Raw genomic sequence first — 21,257 nt, 5'->3', positions numbered from 1 at the left:
GACTTCCGTTCACGCATGGGGGACCGGTGACAGTGCCGAGAGCGGCGCGTGCGGTTCGCGCACCGCCGCTCCCAGCAGATGCAGCCATGCATCCACCAGGCCCTCGACGGTGGGTCCGTCGAACAGGCCGGTGTTGTAGGCGACCTCGCCGATGATCGAGTCCGGGGTCTCCGCGACCGAGCAGACGAGGTCGGCGACCGTGGTACGTGTCGCCAGGTCGATGGGGGTCACCGTCAGCTGGGGCAGGCGCACGCTCTCGGCGCCGGTGAGCGCGCTGAGCGGGACGCCGTTGAAGATGACGTCGAAGAACGGGGTGCGGCCGGGGCGGCGCGGCGGGCGCAGCGCCTGGACGAGCCGCTCGAACGGGACGTCCTGGTGGGCGTAGGCGCCGTGGACGACCTCGCGGACGCGCTCCAGCAGCTGGGCGAAGGTCGGGTCGCCGCCGCAGGAGGTGCGCAGCACCAGCGTGTTGGCGAAGAAGCCGATCATCTGCTCGGTCTCCGGGCGGGTACGGCCGGGCACCGGGGAGCCCACGGCGACGTCGCCGCCGCAGGCCTGGAAGAGCGTGGCCTGGAACGCGCCGAGCAGGGCGGCGAACAGCGTCGTGCCCGCCTCCCGGCTGAGCGCGCGCAGCTCCTCGGTGACCCGTTCCTCGATCATGAAGGAGGTCCTGGCGCCCGCGTAGGTCTGCACGGGCGGCCGGGGCCGGTCTATGGGCAGCTCCACAGGGGCGAGCCCGGCCAGCTGGGAGCGCCAGTAGTCGAGCTGCTCGCCGCCCACGGCGTGCCCGCGCTGCCAGGCGGCGTAGTCGACGTACTGGGCGCCCGGCTCGGGCAGCACGGCGGGCCGGCCGGACAGCGCGGCCTCGTACAGGGTGGCCAGCTCCTGCCAGAACACCTGCTCGGAGCCCGCGTCGTAGCCGACGTGGTGGACGACCATGGAGAAGACGTGCTCGTAGTCGTCCAGCCTGGTCAGCCTGGCCCGCACCGGCGCGGCGGCGGCGAGGTCGAACGGCTCGTCCCAGTCGGCCTGCAGCGCGTCGGAGGCGGCGCCCTCGCGGGCGATGCGGGTCTCGCCGGGCGCGTTGCCCACCGTCAGCCGGGGTCCGCGGGCGTCGATGCGCACCTCGGGGATCCCCTCGGGGCTCTCGACGTAGCGGGTGCGCAGGATCTCGTGCCGCGCGACCAGCTCGTCGAACGCCTGGCGGAACGCCGCCACGTCGAGGCGGCCGTGCAGGCGGCAGGCGGTCGGCACGTTGTACGCGGTCGAGCCGGGCGCCAGCCGGTGCAGGAACCACAGGCGCTCCTGGCCGTAGGAGAGCGGCAGCGGCCCCTCGCGGGAGGCGCGCGGCAGCGGCGGGAGCTGCTCGGCGCGGGTCTCGGCCACCTCCTCGGCCAGCTCCTCCAGCGACTCGGCGGAGAACAGCAGGTAGAGCGGGAAGTCGATGCGCAGGTCGTCCTGGATGCGGAACATGACCTGGGTGGCGAGCAGCGAGTTGCCGCCCAGCTCGAAGAAGTTGTCGTCCAGGCACACCTGGTCCAGGTCGAGGACGTCGGCCCAGATCGCGGCGAGCGTCTTCTGCACGGCGGTGACCGGGGGCCTGCCCTCGGACCGCTCGGCGGGCGCGACGATCTCCGGCAGCGCGGCCCGGTCGACCTTGCCGCTGGTGTTCAGCGGCATCTCGGCGATCACCGCGATCTGCGCGGGGATGAGGTACGGGGGAAGCCGGTCGGCCAGGTGGGCACGCAGCTCCGCCGGGTCCGGGACCGTGTCCGAGGCACCGTCCGAGGCACCGTCCGAGGGGACGACGTAGGCGAGCAGCCTCTCCCCGGTGACCGTGACGGCGGACCGCTGGACGGCCGGGTGGGCGTCCAGGGTGGCCTCGATCTCGCCCAGCTCGACCCGCACTCCGCGAATCTTGACCTGGTGGTCGGTGCGGCCGAGGAAGTCCAGGGCGCCGTCGGGGCGGCGCCGCCCCAGGTCCCCGGTGCGGTAGAGCCGCGATCCCGGCGGGCCGTAGGGGTCGGGCAGGAAACGCTCGGCGGTGAGCGCGGGCCTGCGGTGGTAGCCGCGCGCCAGGCCGATCCCGCCGATGAACAGCTCGCCCGCCTCACCGTCGGGCACGGGCTCCCCTGCCTCGTCCAGCACGTGCACGGTGTTGCCGGTGAAGGGCGCCCCGATGGAGACGACCGGTCCGGCGTGCGGGTCGTGCGGGTCGTAGGTGTACAGGGTGGAGTCGATCGACACCTCGGTGGCGCCCCACTGGTTGTGCAGGCGGCAGCCGTACAGGCCGATCTGCTCGTGGAAGGCGAGGGCGAGCGGCGCGGTCAGCGCCTCCCCGCTGGAGACCACGTGGCGCAGGTGCGGCAGCGGCGGCAGCCCGGCCCTGCGGTGCGCCTCCAGGAACAGGGAGAGCATGCTGGGCACGAACTGCGCCACGGCGGCGCCGAAGTGGAGGGTGGCCTCCAGCAGCGCGACCGGGTCGCGGTGCTCGCCCGGCGGCAGGATCGCCACCACACCGCCGACCGACAGCGGCCAGAACACCTCCACGGCCGAGTCGTCGAAGCTGAGCGTCGTCTTGTGCAGCACGGTCTCGCCGGGTTCGAGGCGGTGCTCGGCCTGCATCCAGCGCATCCGGTTGACCCAGCCCCCGTGGGTGCTGGCCACTCCCTTGGGCGTGCCCGTCGAGCCGGAGGTGTAGTAGAGGGAGACCAGGTGGTCCGGGCGTACCCCGGAGCCGGGGGGTGTCACCGGCCGGCCGTCGATCAGCGCGCTGTCGCGGTCGAGCAGCACGACGCGGGTGATGTCGCCGGGCAGCAGGTGGGCGAGCGCCTGCTCACCCACCGCGACCGGCACCGCGCCCTCGGCGAGCATGAGCCGCACCCGCGCGGGCGGCGCGTCGGGGTCGATCGGCAGGTAGGCGCCACCGGCCTTGAGGATCCCGTGCAGCGCGATGACCAGGTCCAGCCCCCGGTGCACGCACACCGCCACGGGGGTGTCGGCGACCACTCCGAGGTCGCGCAGGTGGTGGGCGAGCTGGTTGGCGCGCCGCTCCAGCTGGCGGTAGGTGAGGGTGTTGCCGTCGGCGTCGATGACGGCCACGGCGTGCGGGGTCCGCTCCACCTGGGCTTCGACCAGCTCGTGCAATCCGGCCACGACTACTCCTAACGGTTCGCCGACGCCAGCAGCGCGACGCGGTCGATCTTCTTGGTGGGGGTGAGCGGGAAGGCGCCGCGCACGTCGATCCTGGCGGGGATCATGTACGAGGGCAGGTGGGCGGCGAGGTGCTTGCGCAGCGCCCGGGGGGTGACGTCTCCCTGGGCGAACAGCAGGAGGGCGTCGTCCACGATGTGCGCGGCGGCCAGTTCGACCAGGGGGTGCTCCTGCGCCACGGACTCGATCTCGCCCAGCTCGATCCGGTAGCCGCGCAGCTGCACCTGGCGGTCGCGGCGGCCGTCGAACCTCAGCTGCCCGTCGGGGCGCAGCCGTCCCAGGTCGCCGGTCCGGTAGAGCCTGCCGTGCTCGGGGTGGTCGACGAACCGCTCGGCGGTGAGCTCGGGGGCGCCGCCGTAGCCGAGGGCCACGCCGCGCCCGCCGACGTGGATCTCGCCCTGCTCGCCGTCCGGCACCCGCGCGCCGTCGTCGTCGAGCACGACGACCCGGTAGCCGTCCAGCGGCCTGCCCACCGGCAGCGGGTCGGGCTCCGCCGCGTCCACGAGCCCGGCGGTGCACCACACGGTGACCTCGGTGGGGCCGTAGAAGTTCCAGACGCGCCCGGCGTGCCGGGCCAGCTCGGCGGCGAGCCGCGCGGTCAGCACCTCGCCGCCGCAGACGGCCCGCAGCGCCTCGCGCCCCGGCGTCAGGTGCGGCAGCAGCGCGCGCCAGGCGGTGGGGGTGGCGTGGACGACGGTGACGCCGTGCTCCTCCAGCCAGCCCACCAGCCGCCCGGGGTCGGCCTGCAGCGCCTCGGAGGTCACCAGGGTCGCGCCGCCGTGGCTGAGCGGGACGAACATCTCCAGCAGCGAGATGTCGAAGGAGAAGGTCTGGTTCGCGGCGTACCGGTCGGCGGGGCCGGGGGCGAGCAGCTCGGCGACGGCCCGTACGCAGTTGTGCAGCGAGGCGTGCGAGACCCGCACCGCCTTGGGCCGCCCGGTGGAGCCGGAGGTGAACATCACGTACGCGCACTGCTCGGGCCGGACGTCACCGGTGAGCGGCTCGCCGGTGTCCCCGGCGCCTTCCGCGCCCTCGGTGGGCGGCAGTGAGTCGAGGAGCAGGCTCATGCCCGCCTGCTCCCGCTGGAAGCGGAGCCGCTCGGGCGGCAGGGACGGGTCGAGGGGCAGGAAGACCGCGCCGGCCTGCCACAGGCCCATGATCACGGCCACGTATTCGGCGGAACGCGGCAGCGCGACGCCGACCACGTCCCCCGGGCGCACGCCCCGGTCCCGCAGGACGCGGGCCACCGCTCCGGCTCGGGCGGCGAGCCGCCCGTAGGTGATCTCGGAGCCCGGGTCGGCCGCCGCGAGCGCGCCGGGCGTGCGCTCCACCTGGCGGGCCACCTCGTGCAGGACGGTGCTCACCCCGTCGCCTCCCGGCGGGACCGTCTCGTACGGGACGGCGTCCACGCCTCCGCCGTCTCCTGTCCGGGCCTTCTCGTACGGGACGGTGTCCATGCCGCCGTCTCCCGGTCGAGCCGTCTCGACGGTGCTCATGCGGTCACCTCCTGGGGAACGGCGGTCACGGGGCCGGCCGGGGAAGCCGGGGGAAGGGGGGCGGACCAGTCCCGTGACCAGGGGAGCAGCGGGATGGACGTCACCGCCCCCGGCGGGTTGAGAGCGGCCCAGTCGGGGTCGTGGCCGAGCTCGTACAGGCGGATCAGCACGCCGGGCAGGTCGCTCGCGGTGGCGCAGCGCACCACGCGGGCCCTCCTGCCGCCCGCGACGCCGCGCAGCCGGGGGCCGAGTCCCGCGGCGCCGATCTCCACGAAGGTGCGTACGCCCCGGTCCAGCGCGCCGGTGAGCGCGTCGCCGAGCAGGCTCGGCCCGGCCAGATGGCGCGCCCAGTACCCGGCGCCCTGCGCGCGGCCGTCGACCGGCGCGCCGGTGAGCGTCGACAGCGACACCGTCTCCCCCACGTTGGCGGGCAGCCCCTCCAGGGCCTCCGCCAGCTCGGCGGCGAGCGGCCCGGCCAGCCCGCTGTGGTCCGCGGTGGCGGGTCCGAGGTCTCCGCAGAGCACGTCCCCGGCGGAGAGGGTGGCTGCCAGACCGGCCAGCGCGTCCCGGGGGCCGACGATGACGCAGGTCTGCGGGTCCTCCACCGTGGCCACCGCGAGCGCGGGACCGACGCGGGCGCACAGGGCCTCCGCCAGCCTGCGGGCCAGCCGGACCCGCAGGGCGTGCACGGGCGGCAGCCCGGCCAGCAGCCGGGCGCGGTACCCGGCCACGGCGTCGGCGGCGGCGGGCGCCAGCACGCCGAGGTGGCGGGCGGCGGCGACCTCCCCCGCGCCGTGGCCGATCACCAGGTCGGGACGGATCCCCGCCCGGCGCAGCTCGTCGGCGAGCCCGGCGAGCGCGGCGGAAGCGGAGGATGCGGCGCGTTCAGCGTGTTCGGCACGTTCGGTGAGCCCGGCCCGCGCGCCGTCCTCGGCGGGCGCACCGGGCTCACCGGTGTACGGCTCGTCAACGTGCGGCTCGTCGGCGAAGACGAAGGCCAGGCCTCCGGGGGCGGTACCGCCGGGTGTCGCGGCGGCCAGGTCGGTGAGCGCCCTGTCGAGCTCGCGGTCCAGCTCGGCGGCGTCGGCACCGGTCACCCCGGCCCGGTGGGCGTGGTGGTCGCGCCGGTCCCCCGCCGTGTGGCAGGCCGCCGCCAGGTCCAGCGCCGGATCCCGCAGCGCGGCCCGCCACCGCACGACCAGCTCCCGCAGCGCGGCGTGGGTGTGCGCCGACAGCGGCAGGTAGTGGCGTCGGCGGGGAGCGGGTTCGGGATACGACCACATCTCGTCGGGGGGCAGTCCCTCGCAGTCCTCCCAGACCTGCCGCCGGGGACGGACCCGAGCCGGCGGGGACGCCTCTCCCCGGACCTCGCCCGCGCGTCCCGTCGCGACCGGGGCCGAAGACGGGGGCGGGGCCTGGGCCGGGATCGAGGACAGGACCGGGGACGGGGGTGCCTCCAGGATCAGGTGGGCGTTGGTGCCGCCGAAGCCGAAGGAGCTCACCCCGGCCAGCCGTCCCGCCCAGGGTTCGAGGCGCTCCTGCACGCGCAGGCCGCTCCCGGGCCAGTCGAAGTCCTCGGCGGGCCTCGCGGCGTGCAGGCTGGCCGGGAGCGTGCCGTGGAAGAGCGTCAGGGCCAGCTTGGCCAGTCCCGCCGCGCCCGCCGCGGCCTCCAGGTGGCCCACGTTGCTCTTGACCGAGCCGATCCGCAGCTCGGCGCGGCGCCCGGCGGTGGCGCCCATCACCTCCGACAGGGCGCGCAGCTCCATCAGGTCGCCCAGCCGGGTTCCCGAGCCGTGTGCCTCGACGTAGCCGACGTCGCCGGGCTCGACCCCGGCCGCCCGGCACGCCGCGCGCAGCAGCCGTACCTGCGCGGGGGCGCTCGGCGACATCAGCCCGTTGGTGCGCCCGTCGCTGTTGACCGCGCCACCCCGGATGAGGGCGTAGATCCGGTCCCCGGCGGCGAGCGCGTCGCCCAGGCGCCTGAGCGTCACCACGACGGCGCCCTCGGAGCGGCCCATGCCGTCGGCCCCGGCCCCGAAGGACTTGCAGCGGCCGTCGGGGGCGAGCACCCCGGCCGTACGGAAGCACAGGCCGATGTCCGGGGAGAGGATCGCGTTGACCCCACCGGCGAGCGCGGTGTCGCACTGGCCGGTCCGCAGGGCCGTCACCGCCTGGTGGACGGCGACCAGCGACGACGAGCAGGCGGTGTCGACCGACATCGAGGGGCCGTGCAGGTCGAAGACGTAGGAGATGCGGTTGGCGGCCACGCTGTGCGCCACGCCGGTCGGGGTGTAGAGGCCGGGCTCGGCCGCCCCGGAGAAGCTGCTGACCAGGAAGTCCCCGCTGCTGACGCCGGCGAACACGCCGACCTGGGTCCCGGCCAGGCCGGCCGGGCCGTCCAGGCGCAGCCCGGCGTCCTGCAGGGACTCGTGCGCGACCTCCAGCAGCATCCGCTGCTGCGGGTCCATCGCCTCGGCCTCGCGGGCGTTGACCGTGAAGAACGCCGGGTCGAACGCCTCCACGTCCGGCAGGAACCCGCCCTCGCCCACCCCCGGCTCGCGCCAGCCCGGGTGCCGCGCGGCCCGCTCCCCCGGTACCGCGCCGACCGCGTCGACGCCGTCCGTGAGCAGCCTCCAGAGGTTCGCGGGGCCGTCGGCGCCGGGCAGGCGGCAGCCGATGCCGACGATCGCCACCGGTTCGGGGGAGTACCCGGCGGCCTCCCGCCCTGACCGCCCCGCCGACGACACCGGTTGCGCTGACGGCGCCGACGGGGCCGACGCGGTCAGGTACGCCGCCAGCATGCGGGGGCTGGGGTGGTCGTAGAAGACGGTGGTGGGCAGCGGGAGGCCGAGCCGGGCCTCCAGCTCGGCCGCGAGCGCGACCGCGTCGGCGGAGCCGATGCCGCAGTCGATGAACAGCCGGTCGGCGTCGACGCCGGCCAGGCCGGTGCGCTCGGCGACCAGGGAGACCAGCAGGTCCTGGACGTTCATCGCAGGGCCGCCACCGGGCCGGCGCCCGCGAGCGCGGGCGAGGTCCATCCGGCCAGCACGGTGAACTCGCCGTCCAGCAGCATCGCGCGGCACTCGCGGCGCCGGATCTTGCCGCTGGTGGTCTTGGGGACGCTGCGCGGCTCGACCAGGAACACCCCGTCGAGCATCACGTCGTGCTCCCTGGCCACGGCGAGGCGGATCTCGGTGATCAGCTCGTCGAGGTTGCCGGCGTTCTTGACGGTGACCTCGGCGACCACCACCGCGGCCTCGGCCTGCGGCACGTCGCCGGTGGGCTCGGTGGCGAACGCGGCGCCGCAGCCGCCCCGCACGGCGGGGCTGACCCGCTCGACGGTGTACTCGACGTCCTGGGGATAGTGGTTGACCCCGTTGAGGACGATCAGGTCCTTGTGGCGGCCGACGATCACCACGTCGCCGTCGCGCATCACGCCGAGGTCCCCCGTGCGCAGGAAGCTCTCCGGCCGTCCCGGCAGGCGGGCGTGGAAGGTCTCGGCGGTGGTCTCGGGGCGTTGCCAGTAGCCGTCGGCGACCGAGGGCCCGGACACCCACACCTCCCCCACCTCGCCGGGCGCGCTCGGCAGCCCGGTGGCGGGGTCGGCGATCTCGAAGACCATGTCCTCCACCGGGGTCCCGCAGCGGACGTAGGCGCGCTCCCCCACCTGGACGCCGGGGTCGTCGGCCTCCAGCCGCGAGGTGGAGATCACCAGGGTGCTCTCGGCCATGCCGTACGCGACGCGCAGGCTTCCGGCGTCGAACCCGGAGGGCGCGAACCGTTCGGCGAAGTTCCGTATGGTGGCCTGCCGGAGCGGTTCGGCGCCGTTGACGGCGACCCGCCAGCTACTCAGGTCCAGGGACGCGACATCGGCGTCGGTGGCCTTCCTGACGCACAGCTCGTAGGCGAAGTTGGGCGCGTAGGAGAGCTGCCCGCCGTACTCGGAGATGGCCCGCAGCCAGCTGACCGGCTGCGCGGCGAACGCCTGCGGGGACATCTTCACCACGTGGGCGCCCCACAGCAGCGGCGACAGCAGCGAGCCGATGATCCCCATGTCGTGGTAGAGCGGCAGCCAGGAGACCGTGGTGCTCTCGTGGGTGGCGCCGACGGCCGAGGCCACCGCGCGGGCGTTGTGGGTGAGGCCGCCGTGGGTCACCATGACGCCCTTGGGGTTGCCGGTGGAACCCGAGGTGTACTGCAGGAACGCCAGGTCCGCGGGGGCGGGCAGCGACCAGTGGTCGGCGGCGTCGCCGGAGAGCAGGCCGGCGAAGTGCAGCCAGCCGCGGAACCCGGGCAGCGTCGCCAGCGCGCCCGCGTCGGGGAGCGGCTCGGGGGCGACGGCGTAGGCGGCGCCGGAGTCGCGGGCGATGGAGGCGATCTTCGACCAGGCCGACCTGAAGTGCGCGAGGGAGGGCATGTAGACGGGCACGGGCACCGCCCCGGCGAGCATGCAGCCGTAGAAGACGGGGGCGTACTCGGCGGAGGAGGGGCAGGCGAGGAGCACGCGCTCGCCGCACGCTCCGGCCTCGGTGAGGCGGGTGGCGACCTGCCGGGCGCGCAGGGCCAGCTGGGCGAAGGTCCACGCGGTGCTCTCGCCCCTGCCCAGGAAGGTCAGGGCCGGACGCTCGCCGTGCTCGTCGGCGGTGGCCAGCAGCGACGCCAGCACCGAATCATGAGATGTCATGCCATTCCTCCGATGTGGTCGTTGAGAAGCTCGTCCAGCAGGGCGTCCACCTGGGCGTCGGACAGGGCGTCCAGCCGCGCCGCCATCGGGTCGCGGGCGTCCGCCACGGGGTCTCCCCCGGCCGTACGGTCGCCCAGGTGGGCGCTCACCCGCCCGGCCAGCTCGGCGACGGTGGGGCCGTCGAGGAACGCGGGGGTCGGCAGCCGCACCCCGAGCCGGGCCTCCAGGAGGTTGCGCAGCTCGACGGCCATCAGGGAGTCCAGGCCGAGGCGGGTCAGCGACACCTCGGGGTCGATCACGGCCGGGGAGGTGCGCAGCACGCCCGCCACCCACTCGGTGAGCGTCCTCTCCAGCTCCTCGGGGGTCGCGATGCTCAGCGGGCCGGTCGCGGTGTGGCCGTCCGCCAGCCCGGCGAAGATCGACCAGTGTTCCTGTCCCGGGTTGTGCGCGAACCAGGCGGGGGCGTCCAGGGGGACGACCGCGACCTGGGCCGGCGACTCCGCGAGCAGGCCGGCCAGGATCCGCAGGCCCGACGCGGGGTCGATGGAGCCCATGCCCTTGTCGGCGAGCCGGCCCGCCCTGTCGGGCCGGGCGGCGAGCCCGATCTCCGACCAGACGCCCCAGTCGACGCTGGTGGCGGGCAGGCCCTGCCCCCTGCGCCAGTGCGCGAAGCCGTCCAGGAAGGCGTTGGCCGCCGCGTAGCCGGCCTGGCCGCCGGAGCCGAGGAGCCCGGCCGCCGAGGAGAACAGCACGAACAGCTCCAGCGGGTCGCCGGAGGTGAGCCGGTGCAGGTTGCGGGTGCCGTCCACCTTGGGGCGCAGCACCTCGCGTACCTCGTCGAAGTTCGTGGCGGTGATCGTGCGGTCGCGCAGCACCCCGGCGGCGTGCAGGACGCCGCGCAGGGGCGGCGCCTGGACGCGGAGACCGGCGAGCGCGCTCTCCAGCGCGGCCGCGTCGGCGACGTCGGCGGCGAGCACCGTGACCCGCACGCCGTCCTCGCGCAGCGTGGCGATCCGCCGCCGCGCGTCCGGTCCCGGCTCGCTCCTGCCCATCAGGGCGAGGTGCCGGGCGCCCTGCCGTACGAGGCCCTCGGCCGCGGCCAGGCCGAGACCGCTCAGGCCGCCGGTGACCAGGTAGGTGCCGTCGGCGCGGAGCCGGGGCCGGTCGAAGGTGAGGACCACCTTGCCGATGTGCCGGGCCGACGCCATGTGGCGGAACGCCGCCTCGGCCTCGGCCGCGGGGAAGGCCGTCACCGGCAGCGGGGCGAGCGTGCCGTCCTCGACCGCGCCCACCACCTCGCGCAGCATCGCCCCGGCCAGGTCCGGGCGCCGCCAGGTCAGCGAGAACGCCTCCACCGCGTGGAAGGACAGGCTCTTGGCGAACGGCGCGAGCGGCAGCGGCCTGTTCCCGGCGATGTCGCGCTTGCCGAGTTCCACGAACCGGCCGAAGGGCGCCAGGACGCGCAGTCCCTCGTCGACGGCCTCCCCGGCCAGGCAGTTGACCACCATGTCGACCCCGGCGCCGCCGGTGACCTCCATGACCCGGTCGGCGAAGTCCAGGGAGCGCGAGTCGAAGACGTGCTCCACGCCCTGTTCCCGGAGCCAGGCCCGCTTGCCGGGCGAGCCCGCGGTGGCGATGACCTCGGCGCCCGCGCGCCCGGCCAGCCGCACCGCCGCCTGGCCGACGCCGCCGGCCGCGGCGTGGATCAGCACCCGGTCCCCGGCCTCCAGGCGGGCCAGCCGCTCCATGCCGTAGACCACGGTGACGTACGCGGCGGGCAGCGCCGCCGCCTCGGTGAAGCCGAGGTCGGCGGGGATGCGCACGGCGAGGCGGGCGTCCACGGTGACGTGCGAGGCCATCGCGCCGATCTCGGCGACGAGGGTCGTCACCCGGTCGCCGGGGGCGAGGCCGGTGACGCCGTCGCCGACGGCGGTCACCTCTCCGGCGCACTCCAGGCCGTAGCCGAGGGGCTCGGGCTGCTCGCCCAGCATGCCGAGCCCGCGCAGCACGTCGTTGAAGTTGAGCCCGGCGGCGTGCACCCGGATCCGCACCTTCCCCGCTCCGGGAGCGCCTCCGGCGAGGGTCTCCGGCGCGGAATCCCGTCCGGCCAGGTCCTGTACGGGCGGGACCTCGGCCAGGGTCAGGGTGCCGAGGTCCTTCTGGACGCGCTGGACGAGGCGGTGCGGGCCGCGCGGCCCGGCCGGTCGCGGGGTGAGGCGCGGCGCGAACGCCCTGCCGCCCCGCAGGGCGACCTCGTTCTCGCTCCCCAGGTTCCAGGTGGGCGGCTCGTCCCCGGCACCGGGGACGTCACGGCCCGGCACGGACGGCACAGACGGCTCGCCCGGAGCCGGTTCCCCGGCGGGCGTCCCGTCTCCGGCACCGTGCCCGGCCGTGGCCCGGGTGGACGGGCCCGGCCCGGCCGGGGTCCAGGTGGACGGGTCGTGCCCGGCGTCCAGGTCGACCAGGACGCAGCGCAGCTCGGGGTGTTCGTGCCTGACCGTGCGGGCCATCCCCCACACGGCGGCGGCGTCGGGGTCGACCGGGTCGCCGGGCTCCACGGGCTGGGCGTTCCTGGTCACCACCCACAGCCGCTCCGGCTCCGGCGCGGCGGCCAGCTCCTGGACCAGCTCCAGCAGCGACCGCAGCGACTCCTCGGCGGGCCGTCCCGGCTCGACCCGGTGGACCACGCCGTCGAACGGCTCGCCGTCGCCGGGCTCCACCGGCACCCAGCGCGTGGTGTACGTCCAGCCGCCGGCCCCGGCCTCGCGGTCGATCGCCCGCAGCCGAACCCCGCGCAGCGCCAGGACGACCCGGCCGTCCTCGTCGCAGGCGTCGACGCTGAGCAGCACGTCCGCCCCGGCGCCGGATCCGGCGTCCGGGCCCCCTCCCGCGACCCTGGCGTACGCCCAGCGGGCCGTGCCGACCTCGCCCAGCACCGACACCCTGGCCACCGCGCTGGGCAGCAGCAGGCCGTCCCCGTCGCCGAGGGCGGGCGCCGCCGCCTGCAGGCAGGCGTCGATCAGTGCCACGTCCAGCCGGTACGGCCCGGACACAGCGGAGGGCGCGGCGGAAAATGTGGCGGAGCGGGGAACCGCGCGCAGGCGGGCGAGGGACTCGCCGGGGGCGGCGAAGACCTCCTCGACCCGCCGGAAGGCGGGGCCGTACTGCATGCCCCTGGCCTCGAAGCCCGCGTAGAGCTCCTCGGCGCCGGTCCGGGCCGCGCAGCGGGACCTGATCCGCGGGAGGTCCAGGTCCTTCGCGGGTTCCGGTGTCGTGCAGCAGGCCGAGGCGTGCGCGCGCCCCTCCGCCACGAGGTCGATCGCGTCGCCGTCGAGGACGGCGCCCAGGCGGCGCGGGACGTCCAGCACCAGCGGGACGTGGAACTCCACCCCGGCCAGCGCGTCCGAGTGCTCCAGGGCGGCCGCCACGTACCCGGCGCCGGGGAAGACCGGACGGCCCTCGACCCGGTGGTCGCCCAGGGGGCCGTCCGAGGTCAGTTCCACCTCGCGCAGCCGGGCGAGGGAGCCCGCGAAGGCGGCGGTGTCCTCCTTGTGCACGGACGGCAGCAGCAGCGCGTCGACGTCGCGCAGCCCGGACAGCAGGGTGGGGTGCGGGCTGAGCTCGACGAACGTGTCGTGCCCCGCGGCCAGCAGCTGCCGGATCACCGGCCAGAACAGGACGGGCTCGCGCAGGTTGCGACCCCAGTAGGCGGCGTCGGGCGTCGTGCCGGGGCGGCCGGTGACGGTCGACCAGAGCGGGGTCGTGGCGGGCACCGGCGCCAGGGCGGCCAGCGCGTCGCGCAGCTCGGGCAGGAGCGGGTCGACGTGGTGGCTGTGGCCGGCGACGTCGGCGCCGACCAGGCGGCAGAAGACGTCCTCCCAGCGGAGCTGCTCGACGAGCGCGTGGACCGCGTCGTGGTCACCGGCGACCACGGTCGAGCCGGGCGCGTTGGCGGCGGCCAGGCAGATGCGACCGCCGTGCCGGTCGTTCTGCTCGGCGACCACGGTGGCGGCCTCCTCCCAGCCGAGGCCGAGCAGCGCCATCGCGCCCGTCCCGCTGAGCCCGCGGTAGAGGCGGCTGCGGACGCCGACGATCCTGGCCGCCTCCTTGAGGGTGACGGCGCCCGCCACGTGCGCGGCGGCGACCTCGCCCAGGCTGTGCCCGACCACGGCGGCGGGCACGACGCCGTTGGCCTCCCACAGGCGGGCCAGCCCGACCTGCAGGGCGAAGAGGGCGGGCTGGACGACGTCGATCCTGTCGGCGTCGGCCCTGCCCGCGAGTACGTCGGTGACGGATCGGTCCAGGTACGGTTCGAGCGCGACCTCGCACTCCCGGATCGCCGCGGCGAAGGCCGGTTCCTGCTCCAGCAGGGCGCTTCCCATGCCGCGCCACTGGGCACCCTGGCCGGGGAAGACGAAAACGACACCGTTCATGCCGAGAAGCATCGCCAGGCGCGGCGCCGGCGTCTTCCGCCGCAGGGCGCGGACGGTACCTAGCCGCCAGGCCGGGTCGCCGGGGGAAGCCTAGCCCGCCGACGAATACCCATATGTCGTGCCATTGGAGATCGTCCTGACCTGTGGACGAAGAATTCGGCTCCCTGGCCTCGGCCTTCTACGAGCACGTGCTGCGGCGGCCCGACGCGCTCGCCGTCACCGACGAACACCGATCCGTGAGCTACGCCGAGCTGGCGGACGCCGCCTCCGGGATCCGCCGCTCGCTCGGCGAGCTGGGGCTCGTCCCCGGCGACCGGGTCGGCGTCTTCATGCGGCGCTCCTGGCGGGTCGTCGCCGCCGTCGTGGCGGTGATCGGCCATGGCTGCACGTACGTCCCCCTCGACCCCGACTACCCCGCCGAACGGGTGCGGTTCATGGCCGGCGACAGCGGGCTGCGCGCGATCTGCGCCGACCCGGACGGGCCCTGGCCCTTCGCCGGGGTGCCGAGGATCGAGGTCACCGGCGCGGTCTCGGGCGGGGACGTCCTGCCGCCCGTCCGGCGCTCCCCGGAGATCCCCACCCACGTCATCTACACCTCCGGCTCCACCGGGACGCCCAAGGGCGTCGCCACCCCCGAGGGGGCGGTGCTTGAGCTGTTCCGCTCCGCCCGCGAACGGTTCTCCTTCAGCGGGGACGACGTGTGGAGCTGGTTCCACAGCCACTGCTTCGACTTCTCCGTCTGGGAGATGTGGGGGGCGCTGCTGCACGGCGGGCGCGTGGTGGCGATCCCGGTCTCGGCCGGACGCGACCCCCGGCTGCTGCTGGAGACGCTGGACGCCGAACGGGTGACCGTGCTCTGCCAGGTGCCCAGCATGTTCAAGTACCTGGCCTGGGCGATGGAGCAGAGCCCCCGCCCGCTCGCGCTGCGCTACCTGATCTTCGGTGGCGAGGCCATCGACCGCGACACCATCCGCGCGTGGATGGACCTCACCGGCGGGCGCGAGGAGATCGTCAACATCTACGGCCCCACCGAGACGACCGTCTTCTCCACCTGCACGGTCGTGGACCGCGCGACGGTGGAGGACACCTCCGGGCCCACGAACATCGGCCGGGCGCTGCGCCACGTCCGTACCGCCGTCGTCGGCCCGGACGGCCGCGCGGTGCCGACCGGTGTCGAGGGCGAGCTGTGGGTGGGCGGCACCGCGCTGGCCGCGGGCTACGTCGGGCGCCCTGAGCTCAACGCCGAGAGGTTCCCGCTCGCCGACCTGGGCGGCGGGGAGCGGCGCTGGTACCGCACGGGTGACCTGGTACGGCAGCTGGAGTCCGGGTCGTTCGAGTATCTGGGCCGCATCGACTCCCAGGTCAAGATCCGCGGGTTCCGCGTCGAGCTGGGCGAGATCGAGGCCGTGCTGCGGCGTACCCCCGGCGTGACCGACGCGGCCGTGATCGTGCGGACCCCGCCGGGCGGTGAGCCGCTGATCGCCGCCTACCTGGTCGGCGAGCCGGTCTCCCCCCGCGAGCTGCGCGCCCTGTGCGGGGAGCGGCTGCCCGCGCACATGATCCCGGCCCGGTTCCACACCGTCGCCGTCCTGCCCCTGAACCCCAACGGCAAGCTCGACCGACTCGCCCTGGAGGCAACGCGATGACCGACGCGATCAGAGACGCCGTCCTGTCGGGCGAGAGCGACCCCGGCCACTTCGCGGCGCTGGCCGTGCCGGAGTCCTACTGGGGCGTCACGGTGCACGCCGACGAGGTCGACATGTTCGCCGGGATGCGCGGCGAGGACAAGGACCCGCGCAAGTCGCTGCACATCGAGGAGGTCGCCACCCCGGAGGTCGGGCCCGGCGAGGCGCTGCTCGCGGTGATGGCCAGCTCGGTCAACTACAACACCGTCTGGTCGGCGATCTTCGAGCCGGTGGCCACCTTCGGGTTCCTGCGCCGCTACGGCCGCCGCAGCGAGCTGGCCCGCCGCCACGACCTGCCGTACCACGTGCTCGGCTCCGACGTCTCCGGCGTGGTGCTGCGGGTGGGGCCGGGCGTCACCAAGTGGAGGCCGGGAGACCGGGTCGTCGCGCACTGCCTGTCGGTGGAGCTGGAGGACCCCGAGGGGCACGACGACACGATGCTCGACCCGCAGCAGCGGATCTGGGGCTTCGAGACCAACTTCGGCGGCCTGGCGGAGCTCGCGCTGGTCAAGGCGAACCAGCTGATGCCCATGCCCGCCCACCTGACCTGGGAGGAGGCGGCCTGCTCGGGGCTGGTCAACTCCACCGCCTACCGGCAGCTGGTCTCGCGCAACGGCGCGGCCATGAAGCAGGGCGACACCGTCCTGATCTGGGGCGCGTCCGGCGGCCTCGGCTCCTACGCCACGCAGTACGCCCTCAACGGCGGCGCCACCCCGGTCTGCGTGGTCTCCTCCCCCGAGAAGGCGGAACTGGCCAGGAGGGCGGGCGCCTCCCTGATCATCGACAGGTCCGCGGAGAAGTACTCCTTCTGGCAGGACGAGCACACCCCCGACGTCGCCGAGTGGCGGCGCTTCGGCAAGCACATCCGCGAGCTGACCGGCGGCGACGACCCCGACATCGTGTTCGAGCATCCCGGCAGGGAGACCTTCGGCGCGAGCGTCTACGTCTGCAGGCGCGGCGGGACGATCGTGACCTGCGCCTCCACCACCGGGTTCATGCACTCCTTCGACAACCGGTACCTGTGGATGAGCCTCAAGCGCGTCGTCGGCACGCACTTCGCCAACTACCACGAGGCCTGGCAGGCCAACCGGCTGGTCGCTCAGGGACGCGTCCACCCGACCCTGTCACGCAGCTACCCGCTGGAGCAGAGCGCCGAGGCCGTGCACGACGTCCGGCGCAACGCGCACCAGGGCAAGATCGGCGTTCTCTGCCTCGCCCCCGCAGAGGGTCTCGGCGTGCGCGACCGGGAGCTCCGCGAGCGGCACCTGCCGGCGATCACGCGCTACCGGTCCTCGTAAGGAGAGAGCCATGACCTCGACAATCCTCGAACCCGGCGCGGGCACGCGCGAATCCGGCAGGCCGCTGGACATCTGCGTCTTCTGCGGCGCGGGACGGAGCAACTCGCAGGCCATCGTCGACACGGCCAGGACCACCGGCAGGCTCATCGGCGAGCGCGGCCACCACCTGGTCTACGGTGGCGGCGGCTCCGGCCTGATGGGCGAGGTGGCCTGGGCTGCGTCGGAGAGCGGCGCGGCCATCCGGGGCATCATCCCGCGCTTCCTGTACGAGCGGGAGCGGGCGATCGCGGCACCGGTCCAGGAGACGCACCTGACCGACACCCTGCACCGGCGCAAGGAGCACATGCTGCGCTGCTCCGACGTCTTCATCGCGCTGCCCGGGGGCTACGGGACGCTGGACGAGATCCTTGAGGTGATCTCCGCCACCTACCTGGGCAGGTCGGCGAAACCGCTGATCCTGGTGAACACCGAGGGCTTCTGGGACGGCTTCATCAGCCTCGTCGAGACGCTGCGGCGCTACGAGCTGATCGCCCAGGCCGGTTCGTCGGCGCAGCCGGTGTTCCACTCCGTCCCCTCGCCCGAGGCGGCCCTCTCCCTCGCCGAGCAGCTGGCCGTCCCGGCGGCCTGACCCCCTACTGGAGGACTCCGATGGAGACCCGAGCGCCGCTGTCCCCCGCGGACAAACGTGCCCTGCTCGCCAGGCTGATGAAGTCGGCCGCCGCGCCCTTCCCGCTCTCGTACGGCCAGCAGTCCCTGTGGTTCATGGACCGGATGCGCAGGGAGGCGAGCGTCGCCTACAACATGCCGTTCGCGTGGACGGTGCACGACGACGCCGACCCGGGCGCGCTGCGCGGCGCGTTCGAGTGGCTGGTCGCGCGGCACCCGATCTTCCGCACGACGTACGGGCACGTCAAGGGGACCCCGGTGCAGCGGGTCGCCCCGGAGGGCGGCCTGGACTTCCGCGTCGCCTCCCTCGCGCCGGGTCAGGACCTCGCGGACCTGCTGGGCGCCGAGGCGGCCCGCCCGTTCGACCTGGAGCGCGGGCCGGTGCTGCGGGTGGTGCTGGTGCGGCGCCCGGGCGCGGCGCCCGTGCTGCTCTGGGTCACCCACCACATCGCGATCGACGGCTGGTCGTTGTTCCTGCTGCTGGAGGAGCTCGGGCAGGCGTACACGGCGCTGCGGAACGGGGCCGAGCCGGGCGTCGCGCCGCCCGCCGCGACCTACGCCGACTTCGTGGCGTGGCAGGCGGCGATGCTGGCCGGTCCCGACGGCGCCCGGATGGAGGCGTACTGGACCGGGCTGCTGGCGGACCCGCCGCCGGTGCTGGCGCTGCCCACCGACCGGCCCCGCCCCGCCGACCAGGGCTTCCAGGGCTCCTCGTACGCCTTCCGGCTGGGCGCGGAGCGGTCGGCGGCGGTCTCGGAACTGGCCGCGAGGGGCGGCTCCACGCTGTACACGACGCTGCTGGCCGCCTTCCAGGTGCTGCTGGGCAGGGCGGCCGGCCAGGACGACTTCCTGCTCGGCACATGGACCTCCGGGCGCAGCCGCCCCGAGTTCTCCGGCGTGGCCGGCTACTTCGTCAACCCGGTCGTGCTGCGCGCCGACCTGTCGGGGGACCCCGGGTTCTCCGAGGTGCTCGGCCGCACCCGGGAGGCGGTGCTCGGGGCCCTGGACAACCAGGACTACCCGTTCCCCCGGCTGGTGGAGCGGCTGGGCGCGCACCGCGACCCGAGCCGCTCCCCGCTGTTCGACGTGGCGTTCACGCTGCGCGCCTCGCAACGCGGGGAGATCGTCCGGGTGGCGTCGTCCGAGTCGCCCGAGTCGCCCGAGGCGGTGTCGCCGCTGGGCGCCTCCTCCGCGGGCGAGCGGGGCATGCTGCTGCGGCTGGGCGAGCTCGCCCTGTCGACGTACCCCCTCGACCAGCGGACCGTCCGCTTCGACGTGGAGCTGGAGCTGGTCGCCGCCGACGGCGAGATCTCCGGCCTGCTGCGGTACGACACCGGCCTGTTCGACGAGGCCACGATCGCCTGGCTCGCCGAGGGCTACCTGCGGGTGCTGGACTTCGCGGCCGAGGACCCCGGCCGTCCCGTCGGCGCCGTGCCTTGGCAGCCGCGCCCCGGCGTCGTGACACGCGACGGCGTCCCGGCGGCCGAGGCCGGGCGGGCACCGGCCGGGTTGCTGGAGGCCGTCACCGGCATCTGGAGCGAGGTGCTGGGCCTGGACCCCGGGGAGATCGCCCCGGACGACGACTTCTTCGACCTGGGCGGTCACTCCCTGGCCGCCGTCCAGGTGGCGATGCGGATCCAGGACCGGCTGGGCGTGGAGGTGTCCATCTCCGACGTCTTCCACCACCTGACGCCCGCCGAACTGGCCGGCTGGCTGGCCGGGCCCACCGGGACCGGGCCGCGCCCGGTGCCCAGGACACCCGGCGCCACCTACCCGCTCTCCCACGCGCAGGAGAGCCTGTGGGTGCTCAACCAGCTGGCCCCGAAGAGTCCCGCCTACAACGCGCCGCACGCGTTCCGGCTGCGCGGCCCGCTGGACGTCGAGGCGCTGGAGTGGGCGATCGGGCGGGTGACCGCCCGGCACGAGTCGCTGCGGACCACGTTCACGATGACCAGGCGGGGGCCGGTGCAGCGGGTGGCCGACCCGGCGCCGGTGCCGCTGCCCGTGGTGGAGACGGCCGACGCCGCCGGGCTCGTCCTGGAGGAGTACCGCAGGCCGTTCGACCTCGCCATGGGCCCGCTGCTGCGGCCCGTCCTGTACCGGGTCTCCCCCACCGAGCACGTGCTGCTCGTCCTGGTGCACCACATCGTCTTCGACGGCTGGTCGACGGCGGTCTTCTGGCGGGAGCTGTGCGCCTTCTACCGCCTGCGCGTCGAGGGCGGCGCCGAACCGGCGGCCCCCGGCGTGCAGTACGTCGACTTCGCCGTCTGGGAACGCGAGTCGCTGACCGGCGACCGGCTGGCCGGCCTGGTGGACTACTGGCGGGAGCGGCTGGCGGGCTCGAAGGGCACCGCGCTCCCCACCGACCTGCCGCGCCCGAGACGGCCGCTGTTCCAGGGTGCCCAGCACGCCTTCGACCTGCCGGTCGACGTCCGGGAACTGTGCCGCGCCACCGACACCACGCCGCACATGGTCTACCTGGCCGCGTTCAAGGTCTGGCTGGCCCGCCGCGCGGGCACCCGGGACGTGGTGGTCGGCTCGGTGGTCTCCGGCCGGTCCAGGACCGAGGTCGCCGACCTGGTCGGGCACTTCGTCAACACGGTGGCCGTCCGCACCCGGCTGGGCGGGACGCGTACCTTCGCCGAGGTCGTCGGCCGGGTGCGGCAGAGCCTGCTCGGCGCCTACGAGCACCAGGAGCTGCCGCTGTCGCGGCTCACCGCTGAGCTGGGCATGGGCCGCGGGACCCCGTTCGACGTGCTGTTCACCCTGCACGACAGACGCCTGCTGGAGTCGGCCGACGACGGGCTGCCGGGGGTGGCGGCCGAGCGGCTGTTCACCCCGCTGGGCACCTCGCAGTTCGACCTCGCCCTGGAGGTCACCGACCTGGGCGGCTCGGCGCGGGCGGTGCTGGAGTACGACACGGCGCTGTTCCGCCCGGAGACGGTCGCCGCGATGGCCGCCGAGCTGGAGCGCTGGATCACCGCCCTGGTGACCGGCCCCGACCTCCCCCTTGAGGTGACGTGATGACGACGACGCGCGTGCTCGACCGCGCGGCGCGGGCGGTGAGCTTCCCCGCCCCCCGCCCGCGGGCCGCGGTCCGGCTGTTCTGCCTGCCGTACGCGGGCGGCGGCTCCGTGGAGTACCAGCAGTGGGCCGACCTGCTGCCGGACGCGGTGGAGGTGGTGCCGGTGCACCTGCCGGGGCGCGAGCGCCGGTTCCGCGAGGCCCCGCACACGGCGATGGACGGCCTGGTCGCCGAACTGGCCGACGCCCTCACCCCGCACCTGGGGCGGCCGTACGCGCTGTTCGGCTACAGCATGGGCGCCTGGGTGGCGTTCGAGCTGGCCAGGGAGCTGCGCCGCAGGGGCGCGCCCGCGCCGGAGGCGCTGCTGGCCGCGGCGGCCGGAGCGCCGGACGGCCCGCGCGCCCCCGCCGTCCACGACGCCCCCGACGGCGAGCTGGTGGCCTGGATGCGCCACCTGGGCGGCAGCGGCGGCCTGCCGCTGGACGACCCCCGGCTGCTGGCGGTGGTCCTGCCCCGGGTGCGGGCCGACCTGCGGGTGACCGAGACCTACCTGCCCGCCACCGAGCCGCCGCTGGCGTGCCCGCTCACCGTCTACACCGGCGAGGGGGACGAGATCGTCTCGCCCGGCGAGGCCCTGCTGTGGGGCCCGCACACCGGCGGGGACTTCCGGCTCCGGGTGCTGGACGGCGACCACTTCTTCCTGCACGAGCGCCGGGCGGAGCTGCTCGGCCACATCATCCGCGACCTGGAGGTCTGA

The 21,257-nt window shown here is 75.0% G+C and carries 10 protein-coding genes; 5 read left to right on the top strand and 5 right to left on the bottom strand.

Going from position 1 to position 21,257, the window contains the following annotated elements; all coding sequences use genetic code 11:
* Window positions 1-9: 9 nt before the first annotated feature.
* Genes ACSC1Q_RS33340 through ACSC1Q_RS33320 form a run of 5 tightly spaced genes read right to left on the bottom strand, consistent with a single transcriptional unit; the run spans window position 10 to window position 13,826 of the window.
* Entirely contained in the window at window positions 10-3,156 is a 3,147-nt protein-coding gene (locus tag ACSC1Q_RS33340; RefSeq protein WP_436762679.1) for a non-ribosomal peptide synthetase, read from the bottom strand.
* A gap of 8 nt (window positions 3,157-3,164) precedes the next feature.
* Window positions 3,165-4,709, bottom strand: coding sequence for an amino acid adenylation domain-containing protein (locus ACSC1Q_RS33335; RefSeq protein ID WP_436762678.1), 1,545 nt, complete (start codon window positions 4,707-4,709; stop codon window positions 3,165-3,167).
* On the bottom strand, window positions 4,706-7,699 hold the full coding sequence (locus ACSC1Q_RS33330; protein WP_436762677.1) for a type I polyketide synthase: 2,994 nt from the start codon (window positions 7,697-7,699) through the stop codon (window positions 4,706-4,708). Before ACSC1Q_RS33330 ends, ACSC1Q_RS33335 begins: the two co-directional genes overlap by 4 nt.
* Window positions 7,696-9,393, bottom strand: coding sequence for a fatty acyl-AMP ligase (locus ACSC1Q_RS33325; protein WP_436762676.1), 1,698 nt, complete (start codon window positions 9,391-9,393; stop codon window positions 7,696-7,698). Before ACSC1Q_RS33325 ends, ACSC1Q_RS33330 begins: the two co-directional genes overlap by 4 nt.
* A complete protein-coding gene (locus ACSC1Q_RS33320; RefSeq protein WP_436762675.1) occupies window positions 9,390-13,826 on the bottom strand; it encodes an SDR family NAD(P)-dependent oxidoreductase in 4,437 nt (1,478 codons plus the stop codon). The genes ACSC1Q_RS33325 and ACSC1Q_RS33320 overlap by 4 nt, the downstream gene beginning before the upstream one ends.
* Window positions 13,827-13,969: 143 nt before the next feature.
* Here ACSC1Q_RS33320 and ACSC1Q_RS33315 point away from each other — a divergent pair, with 143 nt between their 5' ends.
* Genes ACSC1Q_RS33315 through ACSC1Q_RS33295 form a run of 5 tightly spaced genes read left to right on the top strand, consistent with a single transcriptional unit; the run spans window position 13,970 to window position 21,257 of the window.
* Window positions 13,970-15,472, top strand: a complete 1,503-nt coding sequence (locus ACSC1Q_RS33315; RefSeq protein WP_436762674.1) for an amino acid adenylation domain-containing protein — start codon at window positions 13,970-13,972, stop codon at window positions 15,470-15,472.
* Complete coding sequence (gene ccrA, locus ACSC1Q_RS33310) at window positions 15,469-16,809, top strand: crotonyl-CoA carboxylase/reductase (RefSeq protein WP_436762673.1); 1,341 nt, start codon at window positions 15,469-15,471, stop codon at window positions 16,807-16,809. Before ACSC1Q_RS33315 ends, ccrA begins: the two co-directional genes overlap by 4 nt.
* 10 nt (window positions 16,810-16,819) lie before the next feature.
* The gene (locus ACSC1Q_RS33305; RefSeq protein ID WP_436762672.1) at window positions 16,820-17,437 is read left to right on the top strand and encodes an LOG family protein; all 618 of its coding nucleotides are present in this window, start codon (window positions 16,820-16,822) and stop codon (window positions 17,435-17,437) included.
* A 20-nt stretch (window positions 17,438-17,457) separates the two neighbouring features.
* The gene (locus ACSC1Q_RS33300; protein ID WP_436762671.1) at window positions 17,458-20,499 is read left to right on the top strand and encodes a condensation domain-containing protein; all 3,042 of its coding nucleotides are present in this window, start codon (window positions 17,458-17,460) and stop codon (window positions 20,497-20,499) included.
* Window positions 20,499-21,257, top strand: coding sequence for a thioesterase II family protein (locus ACSC1Q_RS33295; RefSeq protein ID WP_436762670.1), 759 nt, complete (start codon window positions 20,499-20,501; stop codon window positions 21,255-21,257). The genes ACSC1Q_RS33300 and ACSC1Q_RS33295 overlap by 1 nt, the downstream gene beginning before the upstream one ends.

It is taken from the genome of Streptosporangium heterodermiicola, from assembly GCF_051390675.1.
GTDB lineage: Bacteria > Actinomycetota > Actinomycetes > Streptosporangiales > Streptosporangiaceae > Streptosporangium.
This window is presented reverse-complemented; position numbering and strand designations above follow the sequence as displayed.

Bases quoted from the DNA above. Each gene is read 5' to 3' on its own strand.
- ccrA (WP_436762673.1), top strand. From the start codon at position 15,469: ATGACCGACGCGATCAGAGACGCCGTCCTGTCGGGCGAGAGCGACCCC.
- ACSC1Q_RS33300 (WP_436762671.1), top strand. From the start codon at position 17,458: ATGGAGACCCGAGCGCCGCTGTCCCCCGCGGACAAACGTGCCCTGCTC.
- ACSC1Q_RS33325 (WP_436762676.1), bottom strand. From the start codon at position 9,393: ATGACATCTCATGATTCGGTGCTGGCGTCGCTGCTGGCCACCGCCGAC.
- ACSC1Q_RS33305 (WP_436762672.1), top strand. From the start codon at position 16,820: ATGACCTCGACAATCCTCGAACCCGGCGCGGGCACGCGCGAATCCGGC.
- ACSC1Q_RS33330 (WP_436762677.1), bottom strand. From the start codon at position 7,699: ATGAACGTCCAGGACCTGCTGGTCTCCCTGGTCGCCGAGCGCACCGGC.
- ACSC1Q_RS33320 (WP_436762675.1), bottom strand. From the start codon at position 13,826: ATGAACGGTGTCGTTTTCGTCTTCCCCGGCCAGGGTGCCCAGTGGCGC.
- ACSC1Q_RS33295 (WP_436762670.1), top strand. From the start codon at position 20,499: ATGACGACGACGCGCGTGCTCGACCGCGCGGCGCGGGCGGTGAGCTTC.
- ACSC1Q_RS33335 (WP_436762678.1), bottom strand. From the start codon at position 4,709: ATGAGCACCGTCGAGACGGCTCGACCGGGAGACGGCGGCATGGACACC.